At 35.5% G+C, this 14,695-nt stretch carries 12 protein-coding genes, 1 tRNA gene, 1 pseudogene and 1 riboswitch; of the genes and pseudogenes, 3 read left to right on the forward strand and 11 right to left on the reverse strand.

Annotation, left to right across the window (positions count from 1 at the left end; all coding sequences use genetic code 11):
• Nucleotides 1-356 precede the first annotated feature (356 nt).
• Entirely contained in the window at nt 357-944 is a 588-nt protein-coding gene (locus M2M59_RS08420; RefSeq protein WP_249774306.1) for a TcaA NTF2-like domain-containing protein, read from the forward strand.
• Between the two features lie 32 nt (nt 945-976).
• Here the strand turns inward: M2M59_RS08420 and M2M59_RS08425 are convergent, their stop codons facing one another.
• The 7 genes from M2M59_RS08425 to M2M59_RS08455 form a co-directional block, all read right to left on the reverse strand.
• The gene (locus tag M2M59_RS08425; protein WP_249774307.1) at nt 977-2,071 is read right to left on the reverse strand and encodes an ABC transporter substrate-binding protein; all 1,095 of its coding nucleotides are present in this window, start codon (nt 2,069-2,071) and stop codon (nt 977-979) included.
• Between the two features lie 15 nt (nt 2,072-2,086).
• Nucleotides 2,087-2,860: an ABC transporter ATP-binding protein gene (locus M2M59_RS08430; protein ID WP_249774308.1), complete on the reverse strand. Its 774-nt coding sequence runs from the start codon at nt 2,858-2,860 to the stop codon at nt 2,087-2,089.
• Between the two features lie 4 nt (nt 2,861-2,864).
• Nucleotides 2,865-3,671, reverse strand: a complete 807-nt coding sequence (locus M2M59_RS08435) for an ABC transporter permease (RefSeq protein WP_066791871.1) — start codon at nt 3,669-3,671, stop codon at nt 2,865-2,867.
• A 149-nt stretch (nt 3,672-3,820) separates the two neighbouring features.
• The gene (locus M2M59_RS08440) at nt 3,821-3,973 is read right to left on the reverse strand and encodes a YpzG family protein (RefSeq protein WP_147193399.1); all 153 of its coding nucleotides are present in this window, start codon (nt 3,971-3,973) and stop codon (nt 3,821-3,823) included.
• A 722-nt stretch (nt 3,974-4,695) separates the two neighbouring features.
• Complete coding sequence (locus tag M2M59_RS08445) at nt 4,696-5,439, reverse strand: hypothetical protein (RefSeq protein WP_147193398.1); 744 nt, start codon at nt 5,437-5,439, stop codon at nt 4,696-4,698.
• A gap of 150 nt (nt 5,440-5,589) precedes the next feature.
• Nucleotides 5,590-6,174 carry a M15 family metallopeptidase gene (locus M2M59_RS08450; protein ID WP_249774309.1) on the reverse strand — a complete coding sequence of 195 codons (585 nt, stop codon included), beginning with the start codon at nt 6,172-6,174 and terminating at the stop codon, nt 5,590-5,592.
• A gap of 333 nt (nt 6,175-6,507) precedes the next feature.
• Nucleotides 6,508-7,494 (reverse strand): NAD(P)H-dependent flavin oxidoreductase, encoded by a 987-nt coding sequence (locus M2M59_RS08455; RefSeq protein WP_249774310.1) that lies wholly within the window; start codon nt 7,492-7,494, stop codon nt 6,508-6,510.
• 248 nt (nt 7,495-7,742) lie between these two features.
• On the opposite strand from M2M59_RS08455, the gene cbpA reads away from it, so the two are divergent.
• The gene (cbpA, locus tag M2M59_RS08460; protein WP_249774311.1) at nt 7,743-8,396 is read left to right on the forward strand and encodes a cyclic di-AMP binding protein CbpA; all 654 of its coding nucleotides are present in this window, start codon (nt 7,743-7,745) and stop codon (nt 8,394-8,396) included.
• A gap of 79 nt (nt 8,397-8,475) precedes the next feature.
• A tRNA-Lys gene (locus M2M59_RS08465) sits at nt 8,476-8,548 on the forward strand.
• Between the two features lie 106 nt (nt 8,549-8,654).
• Here M2M59_RS08465 and M2M59_RS08470 read toward each other — a convergent pair.
• The 4 genes and pseudogenes from M2M59_RS08470 to M2M59_RS08485 form a co-directional block, all read right to left on the reverse strand.
• A pseudogene (locus M2M59_RS08470) lies at nt 8,655-9,147 on the reverse strand (NUDIX hydrolase).
• Between the two features lie 196 nt (nt 9,148-9,343).
• The gene (locus M2M59_RS08475) at nt 9,344-11,293 is read right to left on the reverse strand and encodes a GTP-binding protein (RefSeq protein ID WP_249774312.1); all 1,950 of its coding nucleotides are present in this window, start codon (nt 11,291-11,293) and stop codon (nt 9,344-9,346) included.
• A 78-nt stretch (nt 11,294-11,371) separates the two neighbouring features.
• Entirely contained in the window at nt 11,372-12,280 is a 909-nt protein-coding gene (gene metA, locus M2M59_RS08480; protein ID WP_147193393.1) for a homoserine O-acetyltransferase MetA, read from the reverse strand.
• Nucleotides 12,281-12,356: 76 nt separating this feature from the next.
• Nucleotides 12,357-12,461: riboswitch (SAM riboswitch) on the reverse strand.
• 56 nt (nt 12,462-12,517) lie between these two features.
• Nucleotides 12,518-14,479 carry a methyl-accepting chemotaxis protein gene (locus M2M59_RS08485; RefSeq protein ID WP_249774313.1) on the reverse strand — a complete coding sequence of 654 codons (1,962 nt, stop codon included), beginning with the start codon at nt 14,477-14,479 and terminating at the stop codon, nt 12,518-12,520.
• Between the last annotated feature and the right edge of the window lie 216 nt (nt 14,480-14,695).

Genomic DNA, 14,695 nt, shown 5'->3' on the forward strand with positions numbered 1-14,695 from the left:
TGACATCTAAATGTAATAAATAAGATTCTTTTTTAATTCATAATTTGTATGTTTTAGTTGTACAAAGCAATATGTATAGGAAAAGTTAGATATTAAATTAACCATAAACCAAATTTCCTGCTCACGTCTCCTTGCATATATTAAAGTGAATTAACAATTTAGCAAGCATAGTCGGACGACCTTCAATAGTACCCCTATTCATTCTTTTTTAATCATTTAGACTGAATTGTACCTAATAAAGGAAGAAAGAAAAAATGAAAGCTTCAACACTTTTAGACCATTTCATACTACAGTGTTATTGCAGTATAAAATAGGGTATGATAATAGAAATAATTGTTGAAAGAAGGACCAATAAAATGAAGAAATGGCCAGTGTTATGTTCGTTATTCTTAGCTGCTTCAGTTCTTACAGCTTGTGGTAACGATGCAAATCAAAAAAATCAGGATCAAAAAGAAGATGCTTTCTTAACAGAAAAATCGAAGGATGCTATATCGAAAGCTGATAAGCACCAAACTAAAGATATAATTGAAACCAAAGTAACAGGTCAAAAAATGTCAAAAGCAGAACAAGAAAAATTAACTCAGTTTATTTCTGACTATCCTGTTATGCGTTCCGAAGCTATTACCTCAGGTAACTTTGAACCACTTGCAAACGAAGCAATCATGCATGACACAAAGTTATATGAAAATTTATCAAAACAAATTCCCACAAAACATAAGCAAGGCGATCTAGAAGAAGTCAATAAAGTAGAGATTGTTTCAATTGACCGTAAAAGTGATACAGATTTTGTTGTGAAAACCAAAGAATATATTAACGAAACGAAAAATGGAAATAAATCTCTTAACGCCTATGACAGAACATATTCTGTATATTACGATTATGTGGATGGCGATGAAAATAACAGCTTCTTCAAAATTTCCGATTTAAAAGAAACTAAATTTTAAAAGGAGTAAGCATTTGCTTACTCCTTTTTTTATTACTTATAACTCCCTATTATCTTTACTGCTTCTTCTGTTAGTGAAGTATCAATTGCCTTATCAAATTCAAATGTTCCCTTTGTTGCCCCATTTTCTTTATACATATTATATTGATTCTGAATATCCTCCATACGCATTTCACCATTCGGATCTAATCCCGTTACATTTACCTTATCCCATATGGCTGGATCTTTTAGAGCTGTGTATTTTGTCATAATACTGACAATCTCCGCTTTTCCTTTTCCTTTCGTAAAGGCATCATTATAATCTCGGACACCTTTTAGATAAGCAAGCATAAAGCGAAGTGACACATCACGGTCTTTACTCACGAATTTCGGTGAAGCCAAAACTAAAGCAATTTGCGAATCTGGAGCAAAATCAGTTGCATCCTTAAAACGATGGATAATCCCTTTTTCAACACCTTGTGCAATCAGGGGCTCTATGCTAAGCGCAGCATCAATAGAACCGTTTTGTAACGCTCCTAGCATACTACCAAAGTCAGACATAACAACTGTTTCTACATCTTTCTCGGTAAGTCCTGCATGGCGAAGCATTAATTCATAGATATAACCATCAATTGAGTTTCTAGAAGAAATGGCAATTTTTTTACCTTTCATATCTGTATAATCCTTAATTACATTTTTCATTTTATCGCTTATAACGAATGTAAAATAGGATTTACCTGGCATATTATGACCCTTATCCCCTACTATTTTTACATCAATTCCTTGAGCAATAGCATTAAAGAATGATGCTGTCGAAATGCCGCCTGCCATTTCAACTTCTCCAGCAGCAAGTGCTGGCAACATATCATCACTATTTGCAAATTGAGCAAATTCTACCTCAATATTGTAATCTTTGAAGTACCCTTTTTCATTGGCAATATAAAAACCTGCACCAGATGCCGCTCCATCTTCAGCTATTTTTACTTTCACCTTTTTCTTTAAAGGTGCAAGATCGCCTGATGGATTTTCTTTACTCACAGTATTATCCACTGGTTTTTTTGTATCACTTCCTTTTTCCGTGCAACCTGCAATCAATATTGCTAGAAGTAGAAGTGGTAGTACCAGCCCTCTTTTAAGCCATTTCTTCATCATATTCCCTCCATCCTAGCTTCTAGACTTTTGAACTTCCTCATGTAGATGGTTTAATATCTCTATAAAATGTTCTGCAGTTTTTTGATTTGCGCGCATCTGTTCCATCTTCCTCGGTCTCGGGCTATCATTTTTTATTTCTTTTATAATCTTACCGGGTTGTGCACTCATTAATAGAATTCTGTCACTCAGCAGCAGTGCTTCATCTATACTATGTGTAATAAAAATAACTGTCTTCTTTGTCTCTTCCCAAATCGAAAGTAACTCTTCCTGTAAGATAAATTTATTCTGTTCATCAAGAGCCGCGAAGGGTTCATCCATTAGTAAAATTTCCGGATCATTGGCAAAGGCTCGAGCAATACTAACTCTTTGCTTCATACCACCAGACAGTTCTTTTGGATAGAGCTTTTTAAACTGATCCAGCCCCACTTTTTGTAAATAATAATCTGTTCTTTCTCTAACTTGCTGTATGGGCAGATGCCGCATTTTTAAACCAAAGGAAACATTCTCTTCTACTGTCAGCCATGGGATAATACCTCTTTCTTGAAAAACCATTGATTGAAGAGGACGATCTTTCTTATCTTGTTTAATTTCAATTTTTCCTGCGCTTAATGTTTCCAAATCTGCCAGTATTCGAAGCAAAGTTGTTTTCCCACAACCGCTTGGCCCTACAATACAAACAAACTCTCCCTCTGCGATATCCATAGATACCTCATCTAAAGCTGTAACACTTGCATTTTTTTTATAAAATACTTTAGTCAAATTTTCGATTGAAATTTTGGTGTCCACTTACTCACCTCCAAGGTAATATTTTCTTTTGGATAAAACGAAGCAGCAAAGAAAATAAATAGCCAAAAAATGAGATGAGAATAAGCCCTACAAACATTTCCTGTAGCATAAATGCTTTGTAAGAAGTCCATATCAAATAGCCTATGCCAGATGTGGCACCCATCATTTCAGCTGCTACGATTGTTAATAACGCAATTGCCTGCCCCATCTGAATACCTTCCATCATAACCGGGAGCGATCCAGGAAGCGCAATCTTAAAGAAGAAGTCCTTAGAGCTCGCGCCATAATTTTTTGCAACATCTAAGTAAATGGAGTCAATGTTTATAACTCCTGCAGTCGTGTTGATTACTACTGGGAAGAATACACTACCTGCAATCGTCACCACTTTGGAGAAATCGCCAATTCCAAAAAGAATAATAATAATTGGCAAAAGCGCCAATGTTGGTATTGGCATCAACGCCATGACAATTGGTGATATGAAATGTCGAATGGGAGAGTATAGGCCCATTAATAAGCCAATGACAATACCTGGTATTGCCCCGAGTAAGAATCCACAGAATATCCTGTAGAGAGAAACCCACATATGGTGAAATAATTCACCGCTATAAATCATAGAAAAAAGAGTTCCAATAATCTTAGTTGGAGGCGGAAAAAATCGAACATCAATCAAATTGGTTCGGGAAAGGCATTCCCACACCAACAAGAGAATAATTGGTGAAGCAATCGTAAGCATCTGCTTCATGCGTTCTTTTAACCGTCTCTTCTTCCATTCTTGTTGTTCAACTTCAACCGCTTTATGAGAAATTTTCATATTTTCTCCTGGTCTCATCCTTCACCACCTCTTCACTTAAAGGATATGTCACTATTTAAAAAAGTGTGTCGCTAGCCTAAAAAAGAAAAAACATGATCAGTATAAACTGATCATGTTTTTTGGTGGTGATTGCACAATATCTACATGGATTAAAAATGTCTTGCCTTTGCAAGGCTTCTCAAAATTCGATTAGACAAGGTTACTTCTGTCTGACCGTTAACTTGAGATTTTTGATGTTTAATCCTACTCCAGAGCTGATGAACTTTTTGAGATTTTGGATCAAGCTGTTGTTGTTTACTCATTATGTTCTTCCTCCCGACATGTAGTTTTAAAATTGTGAATCCTAGATAGTATTGATAACTTTCATGATTTTATTCAAAAAAAAACACATAAAAAAGCCCGGGAAATAAATTCCCCGAGCTTGATTTCACTTATCCTCTTCGGCGATTAAATTATGCAAGCTTCATTTTTGACCTTTTAATCTAGCCCACAGTAGCTGAACTTCCGCAAACAGTGGAACAATCGTTCTACATGCTCATCGGACTTCACTCTCCAGATCATATGGTTTACGATGATTAAAAATAACTGACAAGTCTACACCACGAGTCTTCACTCCGTTTCAACTTGATCATTACTATTTAATCTGGTCTAGAGACATTGAATTCTTGTTTGTTAGCGCTTTTTTGGCGGCATACTCATGGAATTCTTCCTCCTCATCATCGAAATGACGATTAAATGGTTAAAGAATCGCTATGTTGCCCAAGACTACTCCACGGGTCTTCACTCCGTTTCCTTTCTTTGGCATGGTACATTTTAATCTGCGGTCGAGCTTTACTACTCACCTGGACTTGGTTCACCCATTGGTTAACCCCTCCTACCAGAAAAGGATTTATAAGTGAAATCATTAATAGTATACCTTCTGTACATTTTTTTAAACCATTTTTTTAATTTTATTTCGAAAAAATTTAGTTTATCTTTGATTAAATTATTTATTCAAATAGGATTATTAAGGTTATTGAAATTATTAAATAACCTTTTGGGCTTCTTCATATCTCGTAACAAGTACTTGCTTTTGATGATCTTGGCGTTTTATTAGAATACTTATCATTTGATACCATTGATTACATGCTTTAAAAGCATCTTTATATTCATCTGAATCAGGGTCAACAGGTTCCTCACTTTCAAAAAAGATAAATTCAAAAATAGGATGTGCTAGGTTGTCCAATACTAATTTTAGGCTTACTTTCGAAATGCCCTCTTCTATGTCATCTTGCTCTTCTTCACTAAAATCTTCATCATTTAAATCATCGTCTTCTTTCTGGGTATCGAAAACTTCGATATGGTCTACGTTCTTCAATAAAGAACCCCCAAGTATTCCTCCTCTTGCTATAAAAGCAAGCTGGTTCCCATCTTCTTCAATCGCCGCTTCATACACTTCAGGAAATAGATATTCTTTCACATCAAAAGATTCCCCCGTATCCTTTCTTATGGCAGTGAAAAGGGTTTGGGAAGCCTCATCTATAAATAATGCTTGAAGATAATCATCTGATATTGTTTTATGTGTGAAAGGAAGATGTTGTAATAAATCATCTACTTCCTGTTCTAATTCGGCAGTTCTTTTTTTTTCAGATTGATTTATCATATAAATTCCTAATCTAAATAATAACAATGAACCAATTAAACATATAAATTTCGCTTCAAGTGTAGGAACGATGAAAGTGAAAACAAAAGCAGCAATACTGGTTAGAAATAGTAGTATAAATTTCATATGCTGACTCCTTTTTTATTATATTAAGCAGAGGTTGTCCAATGCCTACACATTATTCCTATGCACTGTTCCTATTCAATATGTTGAATGTATAAAAAATATGCTATAAATGTTCATTGCCCTCTTCCCCAGAAAGGTTGCTTGTTTTTTTCATTTTTCTACTGATTTTACCCGGTACCCTTCTTTTAGCTGTTCAATACTTAAACCAAATGTCATCTGAAAATGTGGATCATCTTTAAAGCTCGGCCAATCACCGCCCCATTCCAACCCTAATTTTTTGCCAAGATCAGCCACCTCGTACCAATCTGCTTTGCTGTTTTGGTTACCGTCATATTGCGTATTCCATATAATATTGCCAGAATGATCAACCAACGCAAAATCAAATGCAAGTCCATAATTATGGTACGACTCCCCAGCTTTCGTATAAGTAACAATACGCCCAGGTCTAGAGCGTCCTTGTTGATAGATTTGATCTTGCTTTGCAAATGATCGAATTCCTTCTGTGATAACTATATCGATTTTCTTTTTTGCTGCCTGATTAATTAATGTATTTTTCTTTTCTTCTACAATTGGGTTTAGTTCCGTTGGAGGGGGCGCATCCTTCCCTAAATAAGTGTATAATTTTTCTTCCCGCTGTTGAATTGATGTGAAAAGCTTGGGATAAAAAATTAAAATAAGCAAACAAATAATAATCATAATAGGCAATATAAGAAGTGCATAGTGGTATGCCTTCAATTTTATCGACTCTCCTTTGAAATTGAAGTAGCTGTGTCCTTTTACTCTTATGTTATATGTAAATAGGAAGTTTAGTGAAAATTTCATTTACTTTTCCACGTCTATTCTTATCATTTTTTTAGGTTATATACGGTTTTGTTGGATTTTGCTCTTTAGTGCTTTGTTTTGTTTTTATTATATAGACTAGCGAGGTTTATAAAAATAATAAAAAATATTCAATACATAGTAAATTCGTTTTTTTAAAACAACTTTAATTATGTAAACTAATAATTCTTAAAAAGAATAAAAAAAGAAGCTTTTTATGTCTTTTTGACATAAAAGCTTCCCTCACTATTAAGCTTCGTTTATCTTTACCAGTTGCTTTTTGACTATTTTTTCTATACTTGTTTGATATTCATCTAATAATTGAGCAACAAGCTCTGAAACTGGCAAAATTTCTTTTATGCTGCCAACTCCCTGACCAGCGCTCCAAATATCCTTCCAGGCTTTTGCCTCATCAGCTTTGTGTACAATTTCTAATTGTTGAGGCTTTTGTAAATCAGTTGGCTCTAACCCAGCATTGACAATACTCTGTACAATAAAGTTTGCATTCACCCCACTAATTTTATCCGTATAAATAATATCGCTGGCGCTTGCTTCAACAGTCATTTCTTTATATTTTCCGCTTGCCATCGATTCGGCAGTAGCAATTAGTCTTGTCCCCATATAGGCAAAATCGGCACCTATTACTTGAGCAGCAAGTATATCTTCCCCACATGATATAGATCCCGCTAAAATAATAATCCCGTTAAAGAATTTTTTCACTTCATGCACGAAGGCCATAGGATGTAAGGTACCTCCGTGACCACCTGCTCCAGCACATACTAATATAAGTCCATCAACCCCTGCTTCCATTGCCTTTTTCGCATGTTCTATGCTGATGACATCCGAAAAAACAAGTCCTCCATATTCATGTACGGTGGTTGCAATATCAGTTGGTTTTCCCAAAGATGTTATAACCAGAGGAGGCTGATATTTTTTTACCAATTCCACATCCTCGTGATAACGTGTATTTGTATGATGTACAATCAAATTGACTCCCCATGGTGCAACAGTACTTCCTTTCTTTGTTGCATCCTCTAACTGTAAAGTGATTTCTTTCATCCACTTCTCTAGCTCTTCATTCGTTCTTGCATTTAATAAAGGAAAAGTGGTCGCTATACCCGATTTGCATCCTTCTACAACTAACTCAATTCCAGACACTAAAAACATAGGGGCAGCAATAACAGGCAATTCCATAGAATTTAGGCGTTCCTTTACACTATTATGTTTATACGACATTTTACTTAATAGCCTCCTTTATCCAATTTTACTCTACTATAATATTACACAATTCTGAATTTTTGTACAGAAAACTATTTAATTATCATAATGAGGATTGTAAAATCAATTATAAGGGAATAGTTAAAAAAGCTCATGCATATGATAGCGAGTATGCTTTTGAGAGGGGTTAAATACTCTCTCGGCTTATTAGCCGTGATGCTTCTTTTGCAAATAAAAATGTTTAAACAGAATTTGGAGGTCATACAATGATTGTCAAACAAAAATATGTAAATAAGCATGATGTTATTTTTTGCAAGGAAAGTGATTCAATTTCATCAGTGTTAAAAAAGCTTTACTCCTCGGGTTATCGTTGCATTCCAATTTTAGATGATAAAGAAGAAAAGTTTGTTGGGAATGCCTTTAAGGTCGCAATTTTAGAGTATAAGTTAGAACATGGTAATGATGAAGATATTCCTATCGGGGATTTAGCGGCAGATCCTGATGGTACTATCGGAATGGAAAGCTCATTTTATGAAGTGTTTTTTACAATCAAGCGATTGCCATATTTAACGGTACTAGATGAAAACGATAATTTTGCTGGTATTCTTACACATTCTCGTGTCTTTGAACTATTAGAAGAAGCATGGGGGTATAAGACAGGAAGCTGTGCGTTAACGATCGCTTTGCCAGATCAAGAAGGTATCCTTGCAAAAACCTTATCAGTGATCCGCAAAAAATGGCCTGTCCATTGCGTGTTCTCTATTGATGATGATGATTGGTACTTAAGGAGAGTTATCGTGACACTAGCCAAAGGAGCAACAGATCAAACAGTCAAGGAAATTGAGGGGATATTGCATAAAGCTGGTGCCCGCCTTGTAGATGTTGAGGTATTTAAAAAAGATAAGATTGAGCATCACTAGTACAGTATCAATATAACCAAGTTTGCCTCTTGACTTTATAGGGATTCGGCGTTACACTATATATGTCATTAAGGCAAACGGGCGTATGGCGCAATTGGCAGCGCACCTGACTCTTAATCAGGGGGTTGTGGGTTCGACTCCCACTACGCCCATACAAATTTTCATGATATCTAAACTGTAGATAGACACTAGTTTGTGTTTGTCTGCAGTCTTTTTTATGAATGAATTATTACTTATTAGCTTCCTATAGAAATTCTTCTATTGTATAGATGTTGCATAATCTAATATTTCTTGAAAAAGAATATTCCATTCGCTATGATACGCTGAAACCTCCTCAGGATTTATAAATATTCGTTGTGTAGATTCATACTTTCCTTCAAACGGAAGTAGACTTGTTATTTCCATTTTGTAAAATACCTGAAATCCTATTTGGGGATATGGGCTGTCATCTGTCCATGCAGGATTTTCACTATGGTCAACAATAATGTATCCTAACAAAGTACACTCCCCATCAATATAAGCTTCTTCCCTCGCCTCCCGCTTAAAGCATTCCTCTGGTGTTTCACCAGCTTCAATATGTCCACCAGGAATATCCCATCCTCTATGTTTTAAATCAACCAACAAAAAATTATCATCGTAAAAGCAAAAACCATGTACACTTGTAATTTCATTAATTAAGGGAAGTAAGCAGTCTTTTTTTCCAAGTTAATTTAACTCTAGCTTCTCCCCACTCTGCATAGGTAGTTGTCATATTTCACCTCCAAAAAACAATTCCAACAAACGTTTTTAAAATATACTGAATATTATAATTTGTATATTATCATATACTATTATAAAAAGTATTATGTATTTCTATTTTGAGAAAAAACAAGGAAACCTTAGCTAAGGTTTCCTTTTCAATTATAACTTTGTGTTTTACTTTAATCTACGCTTGACGATTTCATCGATCATTTTTTCAAGCAATGCATGTTTTGCTCTGCTTCTTCCCAAGGAACAGCATACCCCTTGCCTCTCGCGCAAAATATGCTGTATGATGAATATTCCGGATCAGCGTCTTTTCGATAATTAATTCTTTCAATGGTGTCTTCAGGATTATGACATTGATCAAACCCGTAAAAATTCAATGTTATTGCACCTTTGCCATTTGTATATGCAGCAAATACAGTACTATAATCCATAAACGTAGAGACAGGTACCCTTCCTTCCAAAATAGCTTGATTACCATTCATAATCGGCGCTTCAAAAGTACCGCTTGCCTGCTGAACATCTGTCATCATTCGTCCGATATGAACTTGGTCTGTCTTCATTTTAAAGAAATAGTATGGTTCTAATAATTGAATACTCGCTTTTTCGAGTCCTTGCCGTATTGCACGAAAAGTGGCCTCACGAAAATCCCCACCCTCTGTATGTTTTTCATGTGCACGCCCCGTCAGTAATGTAAATTTGACATCTGTTAGAGGGAAGCCTGTTAAAAGTCCATTATGCGGCCTCTCAAAAATATGGTGTTCGATTAAACGCTGATGCCCGGTAGATAAATCATCATCATGGCATCTATTTTCAAATAATATGCCTGCACCTCTCTCGGCTGCCTCCATCAGAAGATGTACTTCTGCATAATGTTTTAACGGCTCAAAATGACCGTACCCAGTTACAGTATTACTGATTGTTTCCATGTATAAAACTTGGGGGCTTTCAAAATGGATATCGAGAGAAAAACGCTGTTTTGCTACTTCTTTCAGTACTTCAAGTTGAATAGCTCCCATGACATGAACACGGATTTCTTGAAATCTCTCTATCCATCTGACTTCTAAAGAAGGATCTTCTGCTTCTAATAATCTAAAGCATGCTAATACGTCCTTAATATGATCAGTCCCATCATTCACAACAGTAGATTGCAATGTTGGTATGAGTTCAAAAGGCATTTGCGCAATGCTCTTTGTTCCAACGACATCTCCAATATTTGCATTTGAAATGCCAGTCACTGCAAATATTTCTCCTGCTTGCACTTCTTTAACTACCTTATAATCATTCCCATTGTAAAGCCTAATTTCGGTTACTTTTTCAGGGGTTCCACCTAGTTCAAGTACATCTCGAACCGATAACTTTCCTGCTTGTGCTTTCATAAATGTAATTCTTTGCTTTTTATCATCATGGCGGATTTTAAACACATTCGCTGAAAATGGCAGTGCCTCATCATAGCTGGTTCTCGCTAAAAGCATAATTTGCTCAAAGAATTCGGTAATTCCTTCATCTTTTAAGGCAGAGCCAAAAGCACAGGGAAAAGCCTTTCCTTCTATCATCATCTTTTGAAAAGCTTTCTTTACATCCCCTTCAAGCAGAGATTGGTTGAAATATTTTTCAAGTATTTCTTCATCTCTCTCTGCTACCCATTCAATCAGTTGATCTGATACTCTACCATTTGTAAATTCGTTTGTTATTGGAACAAAGTTCTTTGACAAGTTTTGCCGCAACTCATGTAAAACTGCCTCACCATTTGCTGTATCTGCATCCATTTTATTAATAAAAATAAAGGTGGGGACTTCATGTTTTCTAAGTAAAGACCAAACTGTTTCTGTATGTCCCTGTACACCATCTAAAGCGCTAACAACAAGTATGGCATAATCCATTACAGCGATTGCTCTCTCCATTTCTGGAGAAAAATCGACGTGCCCTGGCGTATCGATAATGGTATATGTATCTTCTCCCATTTCAAGCCTTCCTTGTTCTGCAAAAATCGTAATGCCCCGTTCTCTTTCAATGGCATGATGGTCTAGAAAAGCATTTTGGTGGTCCACCCGACCTCGTTCTTTTATGCTATTAAATTGATATAATAAATTTTCGGATAAGGTGGTTTTTCCAGCATCCACATGCGCTAAAATACCAATAGTCACAAACACATATAATCCTCTTTTCTTGTATCTTCTTTCGTCTATTATAACAAATAGAAAGATAAGCAATAGAGAATGAGAGTTAACCTATGCCCATTCATAAGGTGTTTCTTGATAAACATAGTAGTTAAGCCAGTTTGAGAACAAAAGATGTGTATGCGAACGCCAGGTATTTAACGGCTGATTATTAGGGTTATCGTCTGGATAGTAATTACTCGGTATAGCTATGTCATTACCCCTAGCCAAATCGCGTTTGAATTCTTCACTTAAAGTTTCAGCATCATATTCTAAATGACCTGTTACCATAATCATTTTTTCGTCGTTTGATATAGCAATAAACAAACCTGCTTTTTCTGATTTAGAGAGTACAGATAAATTAGGATGTTCCTCCACTGCGTGTACCGAAACAGAAGTATGGCGTGAATGTGGTGCTACAAACACATCATTAAACCCTCGTATTAGTTTTGCTGTTGACTCCTGAACAGTATGCTGAAAAACACCAAAACATTTTTGATCTAATGAGTATTTATCAATTCCATAATGATAATAAAGCGCTGCTTGCGCTCCCCAGCATATATGAAGTGTTGTCGTGACATTAGTTTTGGACCACTCAAGAATTTCTTTCATCTCTTCCCAGTAATCCACCTCTTCAAAGGCCAACGTCTCAACTGGAGCACCTGTAATAATTAATCCGTCAAAACGAAACTCTTTTACTTCATTAAATGTTTTATAGAATGTATCTAAATGAGATTTGCTAACATTTTTAGAGATATGCGTAGCGGTATGTAAAAATGTAACAGTAACCTGTAATGGTGTATTGCCTAAAAGTCGAAGAAGCTGCAGTTCGGTTTTTTCTTTCTCGGGCATTAGGTTTAAAATAGCAATGTTAAGTGGTCGGATATCCTGTTGATTTGATCTACTTTCATCCATGACAAAAATCTTTTCTTTTTTTAATAATTCCGTTGCCGGCAAATCTTTCGGAATATTAATTGGCATCAAATAACCCCCTTTTCTTTATAAAACAAAAACCCCTTTTCCTTACAAGAAGAAAAGGGGCATTGATATGCGTGCACTCTTATCTTCCAAGATTTAATCTTGCAGGATGTAGCACCTTTCTGCATACACAGAGGTTGCTGAAGCGTCATAGGGCCTTCCCCTCAGCTTCTCTTGATAAGAAATATAAAATTATATTGATCGTAACATGATTATTATAAAAATTCAAATAATTAAAAACTATAAATTAAACTTTTGGATTGATTCAGAAAGTTTGTTATTCAAGTGTGAAAGCTTCTCTGCCGAATTTAAAACTGCTTCAATTGCTGCCAATTGTTCGGAAGAAGAGGCACTTACTTCCTCACAAGCTGCAGCTGATTCTTCAGAAGTGGCTGTCATCTCTTGAATCATGTCTATTACTTCATCTTTATAGCTTGTGATCTTAAATGTGTCATTTGAAATATTATCAATGGCCTCTTCTAACTGTAAAACTAAAGAAGAGATATTGTTAAACAATTCACTAGTAGAATCTACCACAACCAACTGATCTTGAAATTTGTCTTTCGTAGAATGCATTTGTTCAGTGACTATTTTGGATTCTCTTTGCAGAGCCTGTACTGTTTCTCTTACTTCTTCTGTGGCTTTAGCTGTTTGCTCAGCTAATTTTCTTACTTCTTCTGCTACAACTGCAAACCCTTTCCCTTGATCACCAGCTCGAGCTGCTTCGATGCTTGCATTTAAAGCCAACAAATTCGTTTGATTAGAAATATTTCGTATGGTTTCCATTACTGTATCAATAGAGAGTATTTGTTTTTCCAAAGATGCAATTTTTTCCGCCATACTAATTAGATTACTTTCCCAGCTAGAAAAGGCAGCCTGAAATTGTTCCATTTGAGATTGACCTTCTTTGTTAACTCCTTGTGCTTGTTCAGCAATGTCTTGCATTGATATTGTCTTATTCTTTATTTGGTTAATTTGATTACTTAAAGCATTAGCATGTTCAAACGCAAGATCTGACTTTTCAGCTGAGTTACTCACTCCTTTAGCAATCTCTCCGATTGCAGCCGTCACTTCTTCGCTCGAAGCTGTTGTTTCTTCGACAAGCTTGTTAAGTTGCTGAGAGTGGTGGCCTACTTCTTGCGATGTTCCATTTACCACTTGAACAATGGATTTCATGCTGTTTATCATGGAGTTAAAATCATTCGATAGCTGTCCTACTTCATTAGAACCATTATAGGTTGCGGCAACATTTAAATCTCCGCCAGATGCCTTGTCCATTAACTTTCTTAAAACAGCAATAGGTCTAGTAATAGAAGAAATAATAAGAATTAAGACAATAAATAAAAGGGCTAATAATATAATAGAAAAAATAAGAAAGAAGTTTCTTATATCGTGTGCTGCCTGTTCTACTTTTTTCTTTTCATAAACAGCAGCTACCTTCCAATTCAAGTTAGGTAATGTGTTATACACCGTAATCATTTTTTTGCCTTGATTTGATGCTTCCACCACACCAACCTTTTCTTTGTTTACCATCATTTTTTTCACATAGCTGTATCGGCTTAAGCTTTTGCCTTCTTTTGAAGGGTGAACAATAGCTGTCCCATCCTCTGCAATTAATACTGGATAACCGTCAAAACCAAGTTTTCTTTTTGACAATTCTTTCGATAAATCTGAGAGTAGGATATCTGCACCTACAACACCAATTAACTTACCGTTCTTCTCTATTGCTTTAGCTGCAGTAATGGTATATGTTTTGGTGGCTTCATCTAAATAAGGCTTTGTCCAAAAAACATTTTTGGGGTCATTCACAGCATTTGTATACCATTCTCTAGTTGTAGGATCAAAATCATCTCCTAATTCTACAGAAGGCTGGATTTCAAGTTGCTTATCAGGTTTTGCGAAATAAACAGAGGTAGCTCCGTCATAATTATCTAAAAATTCTGAAAGTTTTAGGTTGATTTGTTTCGCAGTTCCCTCAAGCTCTTGATTTGCTGAAAATTGAACAACACCTTTTTCATATCCTTGTAAAAAGTAATCAATAGATGCCGACATCTCTGTTACTATTGCTTTGCTTTGTGAAATAAGATTGTTGTTAGTTTTCTCATTAACAATATATGTACTAAATAGATTTAAAACCACTAGACTAATTAGTACCAATACCATAACTGCACTAATAATTTTCCACTTTATCGTCTTTCCCATCACACTAACTCCTTTCATACTTATTAATTAGAGCAAAGGCTTCTTTTTATAAAGCTTGAAATTAACCTCTATGCGTTAAGAGTATATAGTTTTTATAGGGCCGAATAAACAAAAGCTGCACTATCAAAAACACCCTTAACTTCACTAACAAAACTAAATGATAGTTATTTAGACACATAGACTAACTTCCCCATTAGTATATCAAAAATTATGCAA

The organism is Rummeliibacillus sp. G93 (assembly GCF_023515935.1).
Classification (GTDB): domain Bacteria; phylum Bacillota; class Bacilli; order Bacillales_A; family Planococcaceae; genus Rummeliibacillus; species Rummeliibacillus stabekisii.